Raw genomic sequence first — 20,770 nt, forward strand, 5'->3', positions numbered from 1 at the left:
CTACCCCTGCGCGCCGCGGCCATCCTCTTGGCCGCGGTAAGCGGCCGGCAACCCTTGCTGGCCGCAGCAGGCGCCCCAATTCAACAGTTTTGACGTGTGCCCGATGCCCGGGTTGAACGTGTTGGTTGGGTCCAGTTCCCGATAGAACGCAGCCAGCGCCGGCTTGGCAACATACAAGTGCCCCACGTTGTGCTCGGCCGGATATTCCGCCTGCCGCGCGTCCAGCAACGCCCACATGCGATGCTCCATCGCGACCGGGTCGACGCCCTTGCGCACGATGTAGTCCTGGTGAAACACGTGGCAGAAAAAGTGCCCGTAATACAGCTTGTGCACGATGTCGCGTTCCATGTCGGCCGGCAGGGTCTCGACCCATTCCCGGTCATTGCGGCGCAACGCGATGTCCAGCGGCACGATGTCCTGCACCGTTGAGCGATGCGTGTCGCGATAGCGGATTGCCGCGCCCGCGATGGCAAAGCGGTGCAGGAAGGCCTTGCGTCCTTCTTCGGCGTCGCATTCAAAGAATGCGGCGTCCTTGCGCCCCGCGAAGTGCTTCGTCAAAAACGCGCGCGTGGCCTCGACCGTATCGTTGGACACGCGCAGCAGCAGGTGGTGTTCGTAGTGGTCGCGGTAGTCGCGCATGCGGCGCGGAAGATGATTCGGCAGCAGCGCCACAGCGGCCTGTATCGCGCGGTCGATCAGGCCTGGCAGGCCCAGCCGTTCCGCCATGCCGTCCAGCCGGCTCTTGATGGCAAAGGCCTTGGGTACGCGGGCGGTGCCCAGTTTGTCGATCAGCAAAAACACGTCTTTGCCATAGCGCGCGCCGATATCGAATGCGTCGCGATGGATGTATTCGCCCGCGATGGGCAGCCGTGGAAGATTGGCCAGCAGCTCGCGGCGCACGGCGGTCAGGTCATCGGGCAGGTTGCTGCCGATATAAAACACCGTGCTGGGTTCGCGCTCGAACGTGTCCAGCCGCACCGCGAACAGGCACACGCGGCCGGCCGAGCCGGATGCCTCGTGCAGGCGTGAGGGGTCCGCATTGAAGCGCGCCGGCGTGGGGGCGTCAATCTGGCGCACATGGTCGGCATAGTTGGGGTCTGACGCCGCGCCCACGTCATCGCTGATATCGCCGGGACCATAGTCGCCGGCCTGCAAACGGGTCAGGATCTCTTCGGGCGTCTGGCCCAGGTCGATGCCCAGATGGTTGACCAGGTTAAGCGAACCGTCTTGGTCCAGCCGCGCGTACAGCGCCAGTTCGGTATACGCGGGCCCGCGCCGGAGCAAGGCGCCGCCCGAGTTGTTGCATACGCCGCCTAGCACCGACGCCCCAATGCAGGACGACCCGATCACCGAATGCGGTTCGCGGCCCAGCGGCGCCAGCGTCTGCTCCAGCCGGTCCAGCGTGGCGCCGGGCAGGCACACCACCTGCCGCCCGTCGCGGATCACCTGCACCCCCGGAATGCGCAGCGTGCTGATCAGCACGATCTCGCGGTCGTACTGATCGCCATCGGGCGTGGACCCGCCGGTCAGCCCGGTGTTGGCGGCCTGCATGATGACGATGCGCCCCGCTTGCACCACGGCTTGCAGCACACGCCATTGCTCCAGCAAGCTGGCGGGGCGTACCACCGCAAGCACACGGCCTTCGCCCGTGCGATGGCCGCGACGAAAGCGGCGCGTGGCCGCATCGCCGGTCAGTACATGCGCGTTGCCGACCACGGCGCGCAGTTGGGTCAGCAATTCGGTGCCGGTGTCGGTGTCGGTGTCCGGGGCGGAGGCAGGCGTCATGGTTGGGGCGAGGGCGGGGTCGGGGAGGGCAGGCGGGCGGCGCGGTCGCGCCGGGCGGCGTCTTCGTCCATTTTGACGAGCGTGGCGCGGATGTAGTCCAGGTGCTGGCCGATGACGGCGCGCGCCTGGTCGGCGTCGCCATCAAAAATGCTTTGCATCAGCGCCTGATGTTGATGGGTCAGCTTGTCGTGCGAGGACGGGCTGTCCTGGATGACCATGATGCGGCGGTTTTGCGCCACGGTGGACAGCATCAGGTCGAACAGCCCGCGCATGACTTGCAGCAGCACCAGGTTGTGCGAGGCTTCGGCAATGGCCAGGTGAAACTGCGCGTCGGCGTGGGCCGAGAGCTCGGCATTGCCGCGTTGCTGGTAGTCGACCATCTGATCGAAGCAGCGCTGGATCTTGGCCTTGTCCGCATCGGTGGCGCGTTGCGCCGCGTAGCTGGCGGTGCTGGTTTCCAGCGCGCAGCGCGTTTCCAGCACGTCATAGCGGTACTGCGGATCGTGCTGCATCAGCGCGGCCAACGGCGACATTGATTCCTGCGGCCATTGATGCGCGTCGGCCGCCAAAAACGTGCCGGCGCCGACGCGGCTGATCAGGATGCCGTGGCTGGACAGCTTCTGGATGGCCTCACGCAAGGCGGTTCGTGACACGCCCAGGCTTTGCGCCAAGCCGCGCTCGGCCGGCAGCCTTCCACCCGGCGCGATGTTGCGGGCCTGGATCAGGGATAACAGCTTTTCAGCGACTTGGTCTGACAGACGCATTGGATATTGGTACGACCAATTTGCCGTCCCTTGCGGGCGGCGGCGCATGCCAATCAGGCGCCGGAGGCAATGATACCCAAGAATCGCCGCTCAATCTCGCGGGAAGATTCGTTTAATTCGCGATATTGCCAAGCGAAACTGGTACGACCAATTTGTTGTAAAGCTACGCTGCCTGACCTTCAGCCAACCGGCGCCCACAGCGTTTCGCGGGTGGCTTCCAGATGCGTCAGATACAGCCGCAGATCAAATTCGTATTGGTGGTAGTGCGGTTCCATGCGCAGGCACAGGTTGTAGAAGGCCTTGTTATGGTCCTTCTCTTTCAAGTGCGCCAACTCATGCACGGTGATCATTTTCAGGAACTGCGCGGGCACGGTCTTGAATAGCGTCGCCACCCGGATCTCGTGCTTGGCGCGCAATTTCCCGCCCTGCACGCGCGAGATGTACGTGTGCTGGCCCAGCGCGTGCTGGATCACATGAATCTTGCTGTCGTACGCCACCTTGTTGATCTGGTCGCCATTGCGCAGATACGTGTTCTTCAGGTCGGTCACGTACTGGTAAAGCGCGCGGTCGGTGCGGATGTCGTGCGGCCCATCCGGGTAGCGCGCAAGCAGGGCGTCGCCCAGCTTGCCGCGCTCAAGCAGCGTCTGGGCCTGGACGAGCAGGGGTTCCGGATAGCCGGTAAGAAATTTCAGGGTAGTCACAGCGCCGAGCGAGCAGGCGCGCGCCCGAAGACCACCGGCAGCGCCATGAAGAACAGGATCACGAAAAGCGCCAGGCTCCACAGGGCGTATTCGATGCCCAGCACCGGCACCTTGGCGTCCATGCAGGTGGCGAAAATGCCGAACACCCAGGGCACGTTGCCTTCCAGGCCGATGCCCGTCATGAAGCGGTCGGCAAACGTCTGGTCGCACGACAGCATGTTGGCCGCCACGGTGTACTGGTACCAGGCCGCCACCACGCCGGACAACGACAACAGCGCCGCCAGCGCGCCGGCAATGCGGGTGAGCGCACGGCCGCCACCAAAACCGCCCACCAGCGCCACCACCCCGATCACCAGATAGATCAGGCGTTGCAGCACGCACCAGGCGCAGGGCGGCATGTCAAAGACGTGTTGTGAAATCAGGGCCACGCCAACGGCGCCGAAGCAAAACAGGGCAATCAGGCGTAGCAGGCGTTCAGAGCGGGTAGTCATTTTTTTTAGCTTGTCTTGAGATTGGTCGATGCGGGCACGCGGCCCGGCCAACGCTTAGGCTTTGGGAACCGGAATTGGTTGCATCACCTGCGTCAACAAACCCAGCATCAGGTCGCGCGCGCCTTCCCAGAAGATTTGTACGCCCAGGCACAGCATGATGAAGGCGGACAGCCGCATGAACACGGCCGTGCCGTTGTCGCCCAGCCGGTGCAGCATCTGGGCGGCAAAGCGCAGGCAGATATACAGGGTCAGCGACACGGCGATGATGCCGGGAATCGAGCCGCCCAGGCGTACCAGGCTCAGCACATGGTTCTGGTCGCGCAGCGACACGCCCACGGTGATGGCGGCGGCAATCGAGCCCGGGCCGCAGCTGATGGGGAAGGTTAACGGGTAGAACGCGCGCGCCTTGGCCATTTCAGGCGTAAACGATTCGGCCATGCGGGCCACGCGCTCGGTATCGGCATCCGGCGAATTCACCAGCCGCCAGGCGCTGGCAATCACCAGCATGCCGCCACCCACGCGCACGATCGACAACGAAATGCCGAAGAAACTGAGCAGCACGTTGCCGGCCACCATGGCCACGACCAGCATCAGGCACACGTTGATAGCCACGCGTTTGGCCAGCACCACGCGCGTGGCCGACGAGGCGCCTTCGGTCAGCGACAGGAAGATCGGCGCGATGGCGGGCGGGTTCAGGAAGGGCAAGAGCGTGGCCAGCGCAAAAAAGAAGCTGCTGCCAAAGACGCGCAGATAGTCGTTGAGCTGCATGAGGGCGGGCATCGCGTGGCCGAAAACCCGGATTGTATGCGGTCCGGGTGCCGTCTGGCGATGCCGCGGCTGCGGTCAGATCAAGCGACCCGCTGTTGCGCCTCGTCGCCGGCCAGCGCATCCAGGATGTCGCGTTCAAACTGCATCTGGCTGCGGGGGCGGGCCAAGGTGGATCCGTCCACGATGAAGACGTCTTCCACGCGGTCACCCAGCGTCATGATCTTGGCCATCAAGAGGTTGATTTCGTGCCGCGCGAACACGCGCGCCAAAGCGTGCAGCAGGCCAGGGCGGTCGGTGGCCGTGACGGACAGGCGCCACGACGTGCTGCGCTCGTCCGGTTGCAGTTCAGCCTGCGGCATGACGGGAAATACCCGCGACACGCGCGATTGCCGGTTGCGGCCGTAATAGCCGCCCCGGTTGGGCTGCGCCTGCGCGGCCGCCTGCGGGTCTTTCAGACGTTCGGCCAGTTCGTGTTCCACCAGCGTGGCTTGCGCGCGCAGGTCGCTGGCGCCTTCGGGCAGCAGCACGATAAAGCTGTCCAGCGCCCAGCCATGGCGGGTGGTGTGGATGCGCGCGTCCTGAATAGACAGGCTCTTGGCGTCGAAGTACCCGCAGATCGCCACGAACAGGTCCGGCGCATCGCGCGTGTAGACCATGATCTGCAAACCTTCGCCTTGCTCGGTGGGGCGCGCTTTGACCACGGCTTGCGCGGGAGCCACCTGGTGATACAGGTGGCGCGTGTGCCAGGCAATGTCGGAAGCGTCGTGGCGCAGGAAATAGGCCACGTCCAGCTGGTTCCAGAAGGCCTCGCGGGCGTCGTCGCGCAGGCCGGCCCGGCGCGTCAGGCGGGCCGCTTCTTCCTTGCGTTCGGTCAGCACCGTGTGCGCGTCCGCGTGGGCGCCGCCCAATGCGGCCAGCGTCAACTTGTACAGGTCTTCCAGCAGCTTGCCCTTCCAGGCGTTCCACACCTTGGGGCTGGTGCCCCGGATGTCGGCCACCGTCAGCAGATAGAGCGCCGTCAGATGGCGTTCGTCTTTGACCGTGCTGGCAAATTCCTGCACCACCGCCGGGTCGGAAAGGTCACGCTTTTGCGCCACGGCCGACATCAGCAGGTGCTGGCGCACCAGGAATTCCACCAGCTTGGCGTCTTCCGGGTCCATGCCGTGGTCTTGCGCAAACTTGCGCACTTCGCGGGCGCCCAATTCGGAGTGGTCGCCGCCCCGGCCTTTGGCGATGTCGTGAAACAGCGCGGCTACGTACAGCAGCCAGTGCCGGTCCAGCCCGGCAATCAGCTGGCTGGCCAGCGGATATTCCTGCGCGTGCTCGGGCATGGTGAAGCGGCGCAGGTTGCGCACCACGGCCAGCGTGTGCTGGTCCACCGTGTAGGCGTGGAAAAGGTCGTGCTGCATCTGGCCCACAATGCGGCGAAACACCGGCAGGTAGCGGGGCAGGATGTTCAGCATCGTCATGCGCCGCAGCTCGTGCACGATGCCGCGCGGCTGCTGAAGAATTTGCAGGAACAGCTTGCGGTTGACCGGGTTGCGTCGGAACTGCGCGTCGATGCGATGGCGCGAATGCCAGATGGCGCGCAGCGTGCGCGCCGACATGCCGGTCAGTTCGGGGTGCTGCTGCATCACCAGGAAGGCGCGCAGCAGCAGGGTGGGGTTGCGTTCGAAACCGTCGTCGCGAATGATGTCCAGGCGGTCGCGCAGGTTGCGGAAATCGTCGTCGATATCGCGCGCGTCGCTATCGGGGCGCGGAAACAGCCGTTCTTCGATGTTCTGCACCAGGATGCCGTTCAGCTGCGTCACCAGCCGCGCTGCCCAGTAGTAGCGCTGCATCAGCAGTTCGCTGCCGCGCCGCGTGGCGGTGGCATGAATGCCGTAGACCTCGGCCAGCGCCGGCTGCAAGTCGAACAGCACGCGGTCCTCGCGGCGGTTCGACAGCAGATGCAATTCAATGCGCAGGCGTTTGAACGCCTGTTCGGCCTTGCGCAGGTCGCGCGCCTCGGATGAGGTCAACAGGCCCGCTTGCGCAACCGACCGCCAGCTGTCGCCAAAACCCGCCGCGCGCGCCATCCACAGAATCACTTGCAAGTCGCGCAGGCCGCCGGGCGATTCCTTGCAATTCGGTTCCAGCGCGTAGGGCGTGTCGTGATAGCGCGCATGGCGCTGCTGCATCTCGACCCGCTTGGCCTGGAAGAAGGCGCGCGGATCCAGCCGCGACTTGGTGGCCGCGTCGAACTTGCGCATCAGGATGCGGCTGCCCGCCAGCCAGCGCGATTCCAGCAGCGCCGTTTCCACGGTGATGTCAGCGTCGGCCTCGCGCTCGCAGTCTTCAATGGTGCGCACGCTGTGGCCTGGCTCCAGGCCCAAGTCCCACAGCGACGCCACCAGCCGTTCAATCGCCGTTTCTTCTTCCCGCGTGGGGGCGTGCGGCAACAGGATCAGCAGGTCGACGTCGGAATGCGGATACAGTTCGCCCCGGCCATAACCGCCCACCGCGGCCAGCGTGGCGCCCAGCGGCAGCGGATAGTGCTTGACCAGGTCGCGCAGCGCGGCGTCCACGATGCGCCGCAATTCAGACAGCAGGGTGTCCGGGCGCTCGTGTTCGCGAAACTGCGCCACCGCGGCGCGCCGGGACTGCTGGATGCGTTCGCGCAGGGAGCTCAGGAATTCGGCGGTCATGGGCGGGCGGCGATGCGTTACACGGCGGGGATGACGATGGGCTCGGTGATGAACGCCGGCGGGGGCGGCATGCCGGGCGACAGCGTCAGCACTTCATAGCCGGTTTCCGTGACGCAGACCGCGTGTTCCCATTGAGCGGACAGGCTGTGGTCGCGCGTGACCACCGTCCAGCCATCGGCCAGCTGGCGGATTTCGCGGCGGCCGGCATTGATCATGGGTTCAATGGTGAACAACATGCCCGTTTCCAGTTTCACGCCGGTGCCGGGCTTGCCATAATGCAGCACTTGCGGATCTTCATGGAAGCGCTGGCCGATGCCGTGGCCGCAGAATTCACGCACCACCGAAAAGCCGTTGGATTCTGCATGCTTCTGGATGGCGTTGCCCACGTCGCCCAGGGTGGCGCCGTTCTTGACCTGCTGAATTCCCTTCCACATGCATTCGAAGGTGATTTCGGTCAGGCGGCGCGACAAGATCGACTGTTCGCCCACGGGGTACATGCGGCTGGTGTCGCCGAACCAGCCGTCTTTGATGATGGTGACGTCAATATTGAGAGAGTCCCCATTTTTCAGGACCTTGTCGCCCGGGATGCCGTGGCACACCTGGTGGTTCACGGACGTGCAGATGGCGCCGGTGAAGGGCGGGTAGCCGGGCGGGGCGTAGCCCACCGTGGCGGACTTGACCTTCAATTCGTCAGTCAGGTATTCCAGGCAGAGGCGATCCAGCTCGCCGGTGGTGACCCCCGGCTTGACGTAGGGGGTGATGAAGTCGAGGACTTTGGCGGCGTCCTGGCAGGCGGCGCGCATCTTGGCCAGGTCGGCCGGATTGGTAATTGTGCCCATGGAGTAACTTGACGATCTCTCGCTTGAATGTCTGCTTGAAAGAATAGTAGAATTATAGGCTTCCCTAAAATTTTGGGGAGCCATCGGTAGTGATACCGGTAGCAGCAGTGGTAGTAGTGCTGGTAACAGTACTGTTACCGTAACTGGGTAACGGCAAGAGCCGATCCTGGCAGCGGTGGTCGAAGATGCGCCGCATGAGTTTTGCCAGTCTCTTTGCCCCGAACGATCTTTCATGAGATCGGCAGCATGCCCTGAAGTTTCACCGCAAGCGAAGGTTGTGGAGCGAAATCGGGCAGGTTGCCAGGTACTGAAAGAGCGCAAGGTGCGAAAGGGGCCACGCAGGATTTGTGTGGGTATTTGAAATCAGCAAAACCGGGGCACGGCGTGCTTGTACGCCCGGTCATGTTTTTGAGCGGCGATGCAGGTTCGGTATGGACGCCAGATTAAGTTCTTGAAAACCTTCGGGTTTTTTTAAGAAATGCCCTGGTGGTCTGATGCGCAAGATGGCGTTGAGCCTGACTGCGAAGAGCTGGATTTCGCTGCCAACAAAACAAGTCCGGGTGCGCTGAACCCCGGAAACTTCCAGGAATTTCCTGGAGGGTCTGGCTCAGCGCCTGCTTGTGCAGAACAAGCGGGAACAAGTGTGTAGTGCAAGGCTCTGGTCGTGTCGGTCGTCTGGGTTTATCGCGGAAGCAGTAGTTTTATTGCGACAGTGATCGGTCGGCCCGGTTAAAATTTTGTCCATCCCGCATGTTGCGGGAAATCGCGCGTCTCACCACCCAGGGTGTCAGCCAGATGCTGATGCAGGTGCGGCGCAAGAAACCAACCCTTGGAGAATTACATGTCTTTGATGCGCGAAATGCTGGAAGCGGGTGTCCACTTTGGTCACCAGACCCGTTACTGGAACCCCAAGATGGCTCCGTACATCTTCGGTCACCGCAACAAGATTCACATCATCAACCTGGAAAAGACGGTTGATAAGTACCAGGAAGCCACCAAGTTCGTGAAGCAGATCGCTGCTCGCGGCGGCAACATCCTGTTTGTCGGCACCAAGCGCGCTGCTCGCGAGCTGGTCGCCTCTGAAGCCGCTCGTTGCGGCATGCCCTTCGTCGACGCCCGCTGGCTCGGCGGCATGCTGACCAACTTCAAGACGGTCAAGACCTCGGTCAAGCGCCTGAAGGACATGGAAGTCGTCGTCGCCGAAGGCGGCGCCGAGCGCATGATCAAGAAGGAAGGTCTGCTGTTCCAACGCGAACTGGACAAGCTGAACAAGTCGATCGGCGGCATCAAGGACATGAACGGTCTGCCTGACGCCATGTTCGTCATCGACGTCGGCTACCACAAGATCGCCATCGCCGAAGCCAAGACGCTGGGTATCCCCGTCGTCGCCGTGGTTGATACCAACCACTCGCCGGACGGTATCGACTACGTCATCCCCGGTAACGATGACTCGGCCAAGGCCATCGCGCTGTACGCCAAGGGCATCGCCGACGCCGTGCTGGAAGGCCGCGAACAGAACATTAATGGTCTGGTCGAAGAGCAAGGCGAAGGTCAGGAAGAGTTCGTTGAAGTGCAGGACAACCAGGCCTAAGCCTGTTGTCATGTCCGGCGGTTAGTGTCCGGGAGCGGCTTTTGAAACAGAACCGCTCCCGCCTCGCCGGCACTGCGAAGGTGGGCTCCCATCTTCCTGGCCCGCCACTGGCGGGCGTCCCATCGAATCAAATCACTGCCCCGGCGAGCCGGGGCGTGTCTTAGCAAAATTGGAGCAAACATGGCTGAAATTACCGCTGCCCTGGTCAAGGAACTGCGCGAGAAGACCGACGCGCCCATGATGGAGTGCAAGAAGGCCTTGACGGAAGCCGAAGGCGACCTGGCTCGTGCCGAGGAAATCCTGCGCGTCAAGCTGGGCAACAAGGCCAGCAAGGCCGCTGCCCGCGTCACCGCCGAGGGCCTGATCGGTCTGTTCATCTCCGCCGACGCCAAGCAAGGCGCCGTGGTCGAAATCAACTGCGAAACCGACTTCGTTGCCAAGAACGACGACTTCGTCGGCTTCGTGAACAAGCTGGCTGAACTGGTTGCCACGCAGAACCCGGCCGACGTCGCCGCTCTGTCGGCCCTGCCGTTCGGTGAAGGCACCGTTGAAACGACCCGTACCGCCCTGATCGGCAAGATCGGCGAAAACATCTCGATCCGCCGCTTCGAGCGCATCGAAACGCCGAACTCGCTGGCCAGCTACGTGCACGGCGGCAAGATCGGCGTGTTGGTGGAATACACCGGCGCCGAAGAAGTGGGCAAGGACCTGGCGATGCACATCGCCGCCACCAAGCCCAAGGCCCTGAACGCCGACGGCGTGAACCCGGCCGACATCGCCGCCGAGCGTTCGGTTGCCGAGCAGAAGGCCGCCGAATCCGGCAAGCCGGCTGACATCGTCGCCAAGATGGTTGAAGGTTCGGTCGCCAAGTTCTTGAAGGAAGTGACCTTGTTGTCGCAACCTTTCGTCAAGAACGACAAGCACACGGTCGAACAGCATCTGAAGGCCAATGGCGCTTCGATCAGCAAGTTCGTGCTGTTCGTTGTCGGCGAAGGTATTGAGAAGAAGACCAGCGACTTCGCCGCTGAGGTTGCCGCCGCCGCCGCCGGCGCCGCCTAACCTTCTGGGGTAGTGCTTAAAGGCCGGCACTAGATTAAATTCTAGTCCGGCCTTTTTACGCCGAGGGGCCGGTTCGGGTGCAGCAGCGCCCGGCAGATAGCCGGCCCTGGGGCTTTGAGGGTCACCCTCATTCTTGTCATACACTTTCGTCGGATTGTTCTTCGGGATATCACCTATGAGCAGCAGAGCATACAAACGGGTTCTTCTCAAACTTTCCGGCGAGGCGCTGATGGGCGAGGATGCTTTTGGCATCAATCGTTCCACCATCGTCCGCATGACCGATGAGATCGCCGAAGTCGCCGCCACGGGCGTCGAACTGGCCATCGTCATTGGCGGAGGTAACATTTTCCGTGGCGTCGCCCCGGGTGCGCAGGGCATGGACCGCGCCACCGCCGACTACATGGGCATGATGGCCACCATCATGAACGCGCTTGCCCTGCAAGACGCGCTGAAGCACAAGGGCATCGACACCCGCGTACAATCCGCCCTGAACATCGATCAGGTCGTCGAACCCTACATCCGCCCGAAGGCTTTGCGCTACCTCGAAGAGGGCAAGGTCGTCATCTTCGCCGCGGGCACGGGCAACCCCTTCTTCACGACCGACACCGCCGCCGCCTTGCGTGGCGCGGAAATCGGCGCGGAGATCGTGTTGAAAGCCACTAAAGTGGACGGCATCTACAGTGCGGATCCCAACAAGGATCCCACCGCGACGCGTTATTCGCGGATCAGCTTCGATGAAGCGATCGTGCGCCGTCTGGAAGTCATGGACGCCACGGCCTTCGCACTGTGCCGTGACCAGAAACTGCCGATCAAAGTGTTTTCGATCAATAAGTCCGGCGCGCTCAAGCGAGTGGTCAGCGGCGAAGACGAAGGCACGTTGGTACACGTTTAAAGAAAAGGAAATTCCATGAGCGCAGCAGAAATTCGCAAATCCGCCGAAGCCAGGATGGCCAAGTCGCTTGATACGCTCAAGATCAACCTGGGCAAGATCCGGACGGGCCGCGCCCACACCGGCATCCTGGACCACGTGCAGGTCGAGTACTACGGCTCGCCGGTTCCGGTCGGCCAGGTCGCCAACGTGAACCTCGTGGACGCCCGCACCATCAGCGTGCAGCCCTACGAAAAGCACATGGCCGGCCCGATCGAAAAGGCCATCCGTGAATCGGATCTGGGCCTGAACCCGATCTCGATGGGCGATACCATCCGTGTGCCGATGCCCGCCCTGACCGAAGAGCGCCGCCGCGATCTGACCAAGGTTGTGCGCAGCGAAGGCGAAGACGCCAAGATCGCCGTGCGCAACCTGCGTCGTGAAGCGAACGAAGCCCTGAAGAAGCTGGTCAAGGACAAGGAAATCTCCGAGGACGACGAACGTCGTGCGCAGGACGATGTCCAGAAGCTGACCGATCGCGCCGTGGCCGACATCGACAAGATGGTCGTCCAGAAAGAAGCGGAAATCATGACCGTATAATCCGTGATTACTTCGGGGCGAGCGGCTTGGCCGTATCGCCCCGGCGTCAGGATTTTCTTGCCCATGCGCCGTCCTTACCATTGCTTCGCAGCACCCTTACGCAGCAATGGAATGACGGCGCAGGTTTTTCTCCCGTAGTTTCGATATTGGCCGGCTTTCCGCGCTTAAGTCCCACATCCATGGCAACCAGTTCGACCCAGGCGGTTCCCGATACTCGCGACATCCCAGAACACGTGGCCATCATCATGGACGGCAACGGGCGATGGGCCACGCGACGGCTGCTGCCTCGCACGGCCGGCCACGCCAAGGGCGTGCAGGCGGTACGCCGAGTGGTTGAAGCTTGCGGTCGCGCGGGCGTGCGCTATCTGACGCTGTTTGCGTTCAGCTCTGAAAATTGGCGCCGGCCCGCCGAGGAAGTCTCGCTGCTGATGCGCCTGTTCGTGCAGGCGCTTGAACGCGAAATCGGCAAGCTCGACGAGCAGGGCGTGCGCTTGCACGTCATCGGCGACCTCAGCGCGTTCGAACCCCGCTTGCAAGAGCTGATCCTGGCCGCGCAGGCACGCACCGCCCACAACGACCGCTTGCACCTGACGGTGGCGGCCAACTACGGCGGCCGCTGGGACATTCTTCAAGCCACGCGCGCCATGCTCGCGGCCGAGCCCGAGCTGGCCGCCCACCCCGAGCGCGTCGACGAAGAGCGGCTGGCCCGGCACCTGTCGATGTCCTGGGCGCCCGAGCCCGACCTGTTCATCCGCACCGGCGGCGAGCAGCGCATTTCCAATTTCCTGATCTGGCAGATGGCCTACGCGGAGTTCTACTTCACGGATCGCTATTGGCCGGATTTCGGCGCCGCCGAATTGCAGGCGGCGTTTGACTGGTATCGCACCCGCGAACGCCGCTTCGGCCGCACCAGCGCGCAAGTCAGCGAAACCGGGGCGCAGTAAGCAGACCGCGACAAGCGTGTCTTTCCAGAGCAGCACACGAGGAGACCGTCATATGTTGGGCCAGCGTATCGTTACCGCCGTCATCCTGTTGGCCATTCTGGCCGCCGCGATGATCAGCGCGAATCCCTGGTGGTTTGTTGCCTTGCTGGCCCTGGCCGCCGCGTGCGCCAACTGGGAATGGCTGCGCTTGACGCTGCCCCAGCCCCCGTCCCCCCTGATTGCCATCGGCGTCGCCGTGCTGCTGTTTTGCGGCATGCTGGCGCTGGCGTCGGCCTGGCTGGCGGGCAACGGCGTGGGCTGGCGCGACCCTACTTGGGTGTTGCGCTATGTGGTGCCGGCCGTGGCGGCCGTCTGGTTGTTGGGCGGCTTCACGGCCGTAATCCAGGGCCGTTCCGACGCATCGCCTGCCAGCCTGGGCTGGTCCGTCTTCTCGGTGCCCGCCGCGTTTGCGGCCTGGGCGGTGCTGGCGCAGATGTTCATCGCGCGCGGCGCGGGGTTCGTGGTGTCGCTGCTGGCGCTGGTTTGGGTGGCCGACATTGCCGCTTATTTCGCCGGCCGTGCATTCGGCAAGCGTAAACTGGCTCCTCGGGTCAGCCCGGGCAAGACCATCGAGGGCGCCGTTGCCGGCGTGTTGGGCGCCGTGATCTGGATCGGCTTGTCCAGCCTGTGGGACGGCTCGTTCGGACATGCGCTGGTTGAACGCTGGAGCTTCTGGCTGGCGCTGCCCATTGCCGCCTTGCTGGGCGTGGTGTCCATTGTTGGCGACCTGTTCGAATCGCTGCTCAAGCGCCGCGCCGGCCGCAAGGATTCCAGCACGCTGCTGCCCGGCCACGGCGGGGTCTATGACCGCATCGATGCGATTCTTCCGGTTGCGCCGTTTGCGCTACTTTTGTCTGGAGTGTTGTTTTGACGGCTTTTCAACGCGTCGTCGTGCTGGGGTCGACCGGGTCGATCGGTGAAAGCACGCTGGATGTGATTGCCCGCCACCCCGATCGGCTGGCGGTTTATGCGCTGTCCGCGTACAGCCGGATGGAACGCTTGGCGCAACAGGCCCAGGCCAGCGGCGCCGCTGTTGTCGTGGTGCCGGATGACGCGGCGCGCAAGCAATTCACCGCCGCCTGGACAGGCAAGCAGCCGATGCCCGAAATCCGCGTCGGCGCCCAGGCGCTGGCGGACACCGCGGCCGACCCGGAATGCGATTCGGTCATGGCCGCCATCGTCGGCGCTGCCGGTTTGCCCGCCGCGCTGGCGGCTGCCCGCAGCGGCAAGCGCGTGTTGCTGGCCAACAAGGAAGCCCTGGTCGCGGCCGGGTCCTTGTTCATGCAGGCCATCCGCGACCACGGCGCCGAGCTGCTGCCCATCGACAGCGAGCACAACGCCATTTTCCAATGCCTGCCTCACGGCGGGCGGGCGCAAGCGCCCGATGCACCCGCCCCGGGCGTGCGCCGTCTGCTTCTGACGGCCTCTGGCGGCCCGTTCCGCGGACGCGACCTTGAAGACCTGCACGATGTGACGCCCGCCCAGGCATGCGCCCATCCCAACTGGAGCATGGGCCGCAAGATCTCGGTGGACTCGGCCACCATGCTGAACAAAGGCCTGGAAGTGATCGAGGCGCATTGGCTGTTCGCCATGCCGGCCGATCGCATCGAAGTCGTGGTGCACCCGCAAAGCGTCGTGCATTCGATGGTCGAATACGACGACGGTTCGGTGTTGGCGCAGCTGGGGCAGCCCGACATGCGCACGCCCATCGCCTACGGGCTGGGCTTTCCCGACCGCCTGGCCAGCGGCGTGGGCCCGCTGGACCTGACGCGTCTGGGCCGGCTGGATTTCGAAAAGCCCGATCTGGCTCGCTTTCCCTGCCTGGGGCTGTCTTTTGCCGCGCTGCGGGCCGGGCAGGGCGCCTGCGTGGCGCTGAACGCCGCCAACGAAGTCGCCGTGGCGGCATTCCTGGATGGCCGCCTTCCCTACACCTGGATCGCGCGCGTCATTGAAGCCACCCTGGAGTGGCAAGCCGCCCGGGCATCTGTTACGCTCAACAGTCTTGACGAAGTGCTGGCGCTGGATGCCGACGCGCGCATCTTCGCCGGTAACCTTGGGCTGGCCTGATGGCTGGCCCCGCTTGCTTCTGATTCCCTAGATCCCGATCCCGATGCTTTTCACCCTGCTGGCCTTTGCGGTAGCGCTTGGCTCCCTGATCACCTTCCATGAGCTGGGGCACTATTGGGTGGCTCGGCTTTGCGGCGTCAAGGTGCTGCGGTTTTCGCTGGGCTTTGGCAAGGTCATCTTGCGTCGCACGGATAAAAACGGCACCGAATGGGCCGTTTCGGCGTTGCCGCTGGGCGGCTACGTCAAAATGCAGGACGACGCGCCCGCCGGGGCCAGCCCGGCCGAGGCCGCCAGCGCCTTCAACAACAAATCCGTGGGCAAGCGCATTGCCATCGTTGCCGCGGGCCCCATCTTCAACCTGATCCTGGCGGTCTTCCTGTACGCCGGCCTGAACATGGCCGGCACGGACGAACCGCAGGCCATCATCGCCCAACCCGCTGCCGAGACGCCCGCTGCAAATGCCGGCCTGCTTGCGGGCGACCGCATCCTGGCCGTGGATGGCCAGGAAATTGCCTCGTGGTCCGACGCCCGCTGGCGCCTGATGGACGTCATGTCCACCGGCGGCCGCGCGCTGATCGAAGTAAGCACCCCGTCCGGCGCCGTCCAGCAACGCGAGCTCAATCTGCCGCCCAACGCCATGGACCCGTCCTCGGGCGATCCCCTGGCCGCTGCCGGCATCCGCCTGGCCCAGCCCAAGCCCGGCGTGCGCGCCGTGAACGACGGCGGCGAAGGGCAGGCGGCGGGCATGCGTACCGGTGACCTGATCGTGGCCATCAACGGCCAGCCCACGCCGGAAACGGGCTCGGTCATCAAGCAGATCCAGCAAAGCGCCGGGCAGACGCTGACGCTGACCCTGCTGCGCGATGGCGCCAATATTTCGCTGAACGTGACGCCGCGCGCTGAAACGGTCAACGGCCAGGAAATCGGCCGCTTGGGCGTGCAACTGGGCGGCGACGTGCCGATGGTCACCGTTCGCTATGGCCTGTTCGAAAGCGTATGGCGCGGTGCCGTCCGCACCTGGGATACCGCCTGGTTCTCGCTGCGCATGATGGGCCGCATGGTCACCGGCGATGTCTCGTGGCGCAACGTCAGCGGCCCGGTCACCATCGCCGACTACGCCGGCCAGACCGCCCGGATCGGCATTGTTGCGTATATCGCCTATATTGCCTTGATCAGTATCAGCCTGGGCGTACTAAATTTGCTGCCCATTCCTATGCTGGACGGCGGCCATCTGCTGTACTATCTCGTCGAAATTGTGCGGGGTAGCCCGCCGCCAGCGAGGTGGATCGATATCGGACAGCGCGCCGGCATAGGTTTATTGGCAGGCCTGATGGGCCTTGCGCTGTTCAACGATTTCACGCGTTTATTCACGTAAACGCGATTTAGCATAAAATCCCCCGCCATTTGCACGACCGAGGATACTCAAGGATGTCTTTTCGCCGGATGTTTCATCACAAAAAGGGTGTACTGCCGGGTCTCATCGCCGCATTAATGCTGCCGGCCATGGCCCAAGCCTTCGACCCTTTTGTCGTGCGGGATATCCGCGTAGAGGGTATTCAACGGACTGACGCCGGCACCGTCTTCGGTTATCTCCCCGTCAAGGTGGGCGAGAAATTCACCGAAGAAGAGGCCACCGAAGCCATCCGTCGCCTGTACGGCACGGGCTTTTTCACCGACGTGCAAATCCAGACGGACAACAACGTCGTGGTGGTCGTCGTGCAAGAGCGCCCGACCATCGCCTCTGTCAACTTCAACGGCATGCGCGAATTCGACTCCAAGGCGATCACCACGTCGCTGGGGCAGGTCGGTTTCGCCGAAGGCCGCATTTTCGATCGCTCGATGCTCGAGCGCGCGGAATACGAACTGAAGCAGCAATACCTGTCCAAGGGCAAGTACGGCGTTGAAGTCACCTCTACCGTGACGCCGCTGCCGCGTAACCGCGTGGGCGTGAGCTTCGACGTGTTTGAAGGGTCGGTTGCCCGCATCCAGGAAATCCGCTTCGTCGGCAACAAGGCCTTCTCGGAAAGCGACCTGCTTGACGAGTTCAAGCTGACGACGCCGGGCTGGTTGACCTGGTACACCGATACCGACAAGTATTCCCGCGAAAAGCTGGAAGGCGACCTTGAGCGCCTGCGTTCGTTCTACCTGGACCAGGGTTACCTGGAGTTCACGGTCGAGCCCCCGCAGGTCACCATTTCGCCTGACCGCAAAGACATCCGCATTACGATTACCGTTCACGAAGGCGAGCCCTACAAGGTGCGCAGCGTGAAGCTGGCCGGCAACCTGCTGGGCCTGGACAAGGAAATCAACGCCCTGGTGCAGACCAAGCCCAACGAGACGTTCTCGGCCGCCAAGGCCAACGACTCGGCCAAGGCCATTACCGACTACCTGGGCGAATTGGGCTACGCCTTCGCCAACGTCAACCCGAATCCGCAGCTGGACCGCGCCAAGCACGAAGCCGACCTGACGTTCTACGTCGACCCGAGCCGCCGTGTGTACGTGCGCCGCATCCAGATCGGTGGCAACACCCGCACGCGCGACGAAGTCGTGCGCCGCGAAATGCGCCAGCAGGAAGCTGCCTGGTACGACGCCAAGGACATCAAGACGTCCCGCGACCGCGTCGACCGCCTGGGTTATTTCAGCGACGTCAACGTCAAGACCGATCCCGTCCCCGGTTCGCCCGACCAGGTCGATGTGAACGTGGACGTGAAAGAAAAGCCCACCGGCATGATCAACCTGGGCGTGGGCTACGGTTCATCCGAAAAGGCGATTCTGTCGGCCGGTATCAGCGAAGACAACGTTTTCGGCAGCGGCACCAACCTGACGCTGCAATTGAACACCAGCAAGACGAACCGCGCGGTCGTGCTGTCGCACACCGACCCGTACTGGACCAAGGAAGGCATCAGCCGCACGACGTCCGCGTACTACCGCGTGACCGAGCCCTGGAACAACAACGACGGCGACTACCGCGTCAAGGCGCTCGGCCTGGGCATGAACTTCGGCATTCCCATTTCGGAATACGACCGGATCTTCCTGGGGGCCAACTACGAACACAACCAGATCGACCTGTTCACGAACTCGCCGCAGGCCTACCGCGACTTCGTAAGTCAGTACGGCGATTCGACGAACGCGGTCATCTTCAGCACCGGCTGGTCCAAGGACACGCGTGACAGCGCGCTGGCGCCGACCAAGGGCTCGTACACGCGCCTGAAGGCCGACGTATCCACCGTCGACCTGCAATACACGATGTTGACCGGCCAACAGCAGTACTTCGTGCCGCTGGGTGGCTCGTACACGCTGGCCTTGAACGGCATGGTCGATTGGGGCAACAGCTACGGCAGCAAGAATTACCCCGTCATCAAGAACGTGTATGCCGGCGGTATCGGCACCGTTCGCGGGTATGAAGGGTCGTCGCTGGGTCCGCGCGATACGCTGACCGGCGATTACCTGGGCGGTACGCGTCGTGTCGTGGCCAACGCGCAGTTGTATCTGCCGTTCCCGGGCGCCACCAAGGACCGCACGCTGCGTTGGTTCATCTTCAGCGATGCAGGCCAGGTCGCTGCTGGCAGTGGTCTGAGCTGCACCCGCGGCCGCAATAACACCGAGGTCGAGGATCCTTGCGGCTGGCGTTTCTCGGCGGGTGTCGGCCTGTCGTGGCAGTCGCCGATGGGACCGTTGCAGCTGTCTTACGCGCGTCCGCTGAACTCCAAGCAGGGTGACGACAAGCAAAGCTTCCAGTTCCAGATCGGTACCGGTTTCTAAGCGCGCCGTTACGCTTGAAAACAAGGGAGGGGCCCCATGGCCCGGCTCCCTTGCTGTTTAGTGGCACAATACACACTTTGGCTTTGCCTTACTGGAAGGTGAGATTTTCATGATGTCTGATTTCGCACTTAAATCATCGAATACGCCGCGCGCCAAGCGCCGTGGCAAGCTGGGCGGCTCCATTGCCCTGGTGGGTGCTCTCATTCTCGGTTCGGCTGCTGCGATTCCCGCGCAGGCTCAAAACACCAAGATCGGCTTCGTCAACACCGAGCGGATCCTGCGTGAATCGGGCCCGGCCAAGACGGCGCAAAGCAAGATCGAAGCCGAATTCAAGAAGCGCGACGACGAGCTCCAGCGCCTGAACAACAGCCTGCGTTCGCAAGCCGAGAAGTTCGACAAGGACGCTCCGGTTCTGTCGGAATCCGACCGCGTCAAGCGCCAGCGCGAACTGTCCAACCTGGATACCGACCTGCAACGCAAGCGTCGTGAATTCCAGGAAGACTTCAACCGCCGCCGCAATGAAGAGTTCTCGGGCATCGTCACGAAGGCCAACGAGGCCATCAAGCGCATCGCCGAGCAAGAAAGCTACGACCTGATCATCCAGGACGCCGTGACGGTCAACCCGCGCATCGACATCACCGACAAGGTGATTCAGAGCCTGGGCAAGTAAGCAGCACCCGTCACACCATGCCGGTTTTACTGGATCTTGCTCGCGCGCCGACTCTTGAAGCACTGTTGAGCGCCGCCAATACCCAGGGTATGGACTGGCGCATCAGCGCGCCCCAGGGCGCGGAACCTTTCAAGGTCTGCGGTATCGGGACGCTGTCTTCGGCGGGTAGCCAGGAAATCACGTTCCTGGCCAACCCCCGCTACCAGAGCCAACTGACCACCACGCAAGCCGGGGCGGTCATCGTCTCGGCCGACGTGGCCGAGGCGCTGGAAGCCCAGGGCGCCGATCGGCCGCCCTTTGCGCTGGTCGTCTGCAAACATCCCTATCTGCTGTATGCCCGTGTGGCCCAATGGTTCGACGCGGCGCGTCGTCCTGCGTTGCCGGGTTCCACGCATCCGTCCGCTGTTGTTGCGCCCGACGCCGTCCTTGAAGAGGGCGTGCGTATCGGCCCCAATTGCGTGGTCGAGGCGGGCGCCCGCATCGGTCGCGACACGGTCCTGGGACCGGGCTGCGTGGTCGGAGTGGGCTCGTCCATTGGTGCGGGCAGCCGCCTGCACGCACATGTCACCCTTTACGAAGGCGTGAAAGTGGGCGAGCGGGCCATCATTCACAGCGGCGCCGTGCTGGGCGCCGACGGTTTCGGCTTTGCGCCGGACCCGACGCTGGGGCAGGGCGCCTGGGGCAAGATTCCCCAGCTGGGCGGCGTGTCCGTGGGCAACGATGTCGAAATCGGGGCCAACACCACCGTCGACCGCGGCGCCTTGGACGACACCGTGGTGTCGGACGGCGTCAAGCTGGACAACCAGATCATGGTGGCGCACAACGTGCGCATCGGCGCGCATACCGCCGTGGCGGCGTGCGTCGGCATCGCCGGCTCCACCACCATTGGCGAACGCTGCACCATCGGCGGCGCCGCGATGCTGTCGGGCCATTTGACCCTGGGCGACGACGTGCACATCTCGGGTGGCACGGCGGTCACCTCCAGCATCACCAAGCCAGGCCGCTATACCGGGGTGTTCCCGTATGCCGAGCATGGCGACTGGCAGCGCAACGCCGCCGTGATACAACAGTTGGCGCAACTGCGCCGCCGCGTGCGCACGCTGGAAAAAGACTAGAGCGCGCAATTGCCGCCTGG

General features: G+C 63.5%; 18 protein-coding genes. 11 read left to right on the plus strand and 7 right to left on the minus strand.

The features are described from left to right. The 7 genes from dld to map form a co-directional block, all read right to left on the minus strand. Positions 1-1,785, minus strand: coding sequence for a D-lactate dehydrogenase (dld, locus tag DVB37_RS10685; RefSeq protein ID WP_120155024.1), 1,785 nt, complete (start codon positions 1,783-1,785; stop codon positions 1-3). Continuing rightward, positions 1,782-2,549 carry a transcriptional regulator LldR gene (gene lldR / locus DVB37_RS10690; RefSeq protein WP_104145686.1) on the minus strand — a complete coding sequence of 256 codons (768 nt, stop codon included), beginning with the start codon at positions 2,547-2,549 and terminating at the stop codon, positions 1,782-1,784. Before lldR ends, dld begins: the two co-directional genes overlap by 4 nt. Positions 2,550-2,728: 179 nt before the next feature. Further along, positions 2,729-3,250, minus strand: a complete 522-nt coding sequence (locus DVB37_RS10695) for a M48 family metallopeptidase (RefSeq protein WP_046807193.1) — start codon at positions 3,248-3,250, stop codon at positions 2,729-2,731. Then, a complete protein-coding gene (locus DVB37_RS10700) occupies positions 3,247-3,741 on the minus strand; it encodes a disulfide bond formation protein B (RefSeq protein ID WP_046807197.1) in 495 nt (164 codons plus the stop codon). The genes DVB37_RS10695 and DVB37_RS10700 overlap by 4 nt, the downstream gene beginning before the upstream one ends. 54 nt (positions 3,742-3,795) lie before the next feature. Next, the gene (locus DVB37_RS10705; RefSeq protein WP_046807192.1) at positions 3,796-4,509 is read right to left on the minus strand and encodes a MarC family protein; all 714 of its coding nucleotides are present in this window, start codon (positions 4,507-4,509) and stop codon (positions 3,796-3,798) included. A gap of 80 nt (positions 4,510-4,589) precedes the next feature. After that, complete coding sequence (locus DVB37_RS10710) at positions 4,590-7,196, minus strand: [protein-PII] uridylyltransferase (protein WP_120155027.1); 2,607 nt, start codon at positions 7,194-7,196, stop codon at positions 4,590-4,592. Positions 7,197-7,213: 17 nt separating this feature from the next. After that, a complete protein-coding gene (gene map / locus DVB37_RS10715) occupies positions 7,214-8,035 on the minus strand; it encodes a type I methionyl aminopeptidase (RefSeq protein WP_046807190.1) in 822 nt (273 codons plus the stop codon). Positions 8,036-8,876: 841 nt separating this feature from the next. Here map and rpsB point away from each other — a divergent pair. The 11 genes from rpsB (at position 8,877) to lpxD (ending at position 20,750) form a co-directional block, all read left to right on the plus strand. Next, on the plus strand, positions 8,877-9,626 hold the full coding sequence (gene rpsB / locus DVB37_RS10720; RefSeq protein WP_046807189.1) for a 30S ribosomal protein S2: 750 nt from the start codon (positions 8,877-8,879) through the stop codon (positions 9,624-9,626). A gap of 180 nt (positions 9,627-9,806) precedes the next feature. Beyond that, complete coding sequence (gene tsf, locus DVB37_RS10725; protein ID WP_046807188.1) at positions 9,807-10,685, plus strand: translation elongation factor Ts; 879 nt, start codon at positions 9,807-9,809, stop codon at positions 10,683-10,685. A 175-nt stretch (positions 10,686-10,860) separates the two neighbouring features. After that, entirely contained in the window at positions 10,861-11,577 is a 717-nt protein-coding gene (gene pyrH, locus DVB37_RS10730; protein WP_046807187.1) for a UMP kinase, read from the plus strand. A 15-nt stretch (positions 11,578-11,592) separates the two neighbouring features. Further along, on the plus strand, positions 11,593-12,153 hold the full coding sequence (gene frr / locus DVB37_RS10735; protein WP_046807186.1) for a ribosome recycling factor: 561 nt from the start codon (positions 11,593-11,595) through the stop codon (positions 12,151-12,153). A 179-nt stretch (positions 12,154-12,332) separates the two neighbouring features. Next, on the plus strand, positions 12,333-13,097 hold the full coding sequence (uppS, locus tag DVB37_RS10740; protein WP_046807185.1) for a polyprenyl diphosphate synthase: 765 nt from the start codon (positions 12,333-12,335) through the stop codon (positions 13,095-13,097). A 52-nt stretch (positions 13,098-13,149) separates the two neighbouring features. Next, positions 13,150-14,007: a phosphatidate cytidylyltransferase gene (locus DVB37_RS10745; RefSeq protein ID WP_046807184.1), complete on the plus strand. Its 858-nt coding sequence runs from the start codon at positions 13,150-13,152 to the stop codon at positions 14,005-14,007. After that, positions 14,004-15,203 (plus strand): 1-deoxy-D-xylulose-5-phosphate reductoisomerase, encoded by a 1,200-nt coding sequence (locus tag DVB37_RS10750; protein WP_120155029.1) that lies wholly within the window; start codon positions 14,004-14,006, stop codon positions 15,201-15,203. Before DVB37_RS10745 ends, DVB37_RS10750 begins: the two co-directional genes overlap by 4 nt. 43 nt (positions 15,204-15,246) lie before the next feature. Further along, entirely contained in the window at positions 15,247-16,578 is a 1,332-nt protein-coding gene (gene rseP / locus DVB37_RS10755) for an RIP metalloprotease RseP (RefSeq protein ID WP_046807182.1), read from the plus strand. A 53-nt stretch (positions 16,579-16,631) separates the two neighbouring features. Beyond that, entirely contained in the window at positions 16,632-18,965 is a 2,334-nt protein-coding gene (bamA, locus tag DVB37_RS10760; RefSeq protein ID WP_046807181.1) for an outer membrane protein assembly factor BamA, read from the plus strand. Between the two features lie 109 nt (positions 18,966-19,074). Next, on the plus strand, positions 19,075-19,635 hold the full coding sequence (locus tag DVB37_RS10765; RefSeq protein WP_046807180.1) for an OmpH family outer membrane protein: 561 nt from the start codon (positions 19,075-19,077) through the stop codon (positions 19,633-19,635). Positions 19,636-19,652: 17 nt separating this feature from the next. Next, entirely contained in the window at positions 19,653-20,750 is a 1,098-nt protein-coding gene (gene lpxD, locus DVB37_RS10770) for a UDP-3-O-(3-hydroxymyristoyl)glucosamine N-acyltransferase (RefSeq protein WP_120155031.1), read from the plus strand. Positions 20,751-20,770 lie beyond the last annotated feature (20 nt).

This window comes from Achromobacter sp. B7, assembly GCF_003600685.1.
GTDB lineage: Bacteria > Pseudomonadota > Gammaproteobacteria > Burkholderiales > Burkholderiaceae_B > Achromobacter > Achromobacter spanius_B.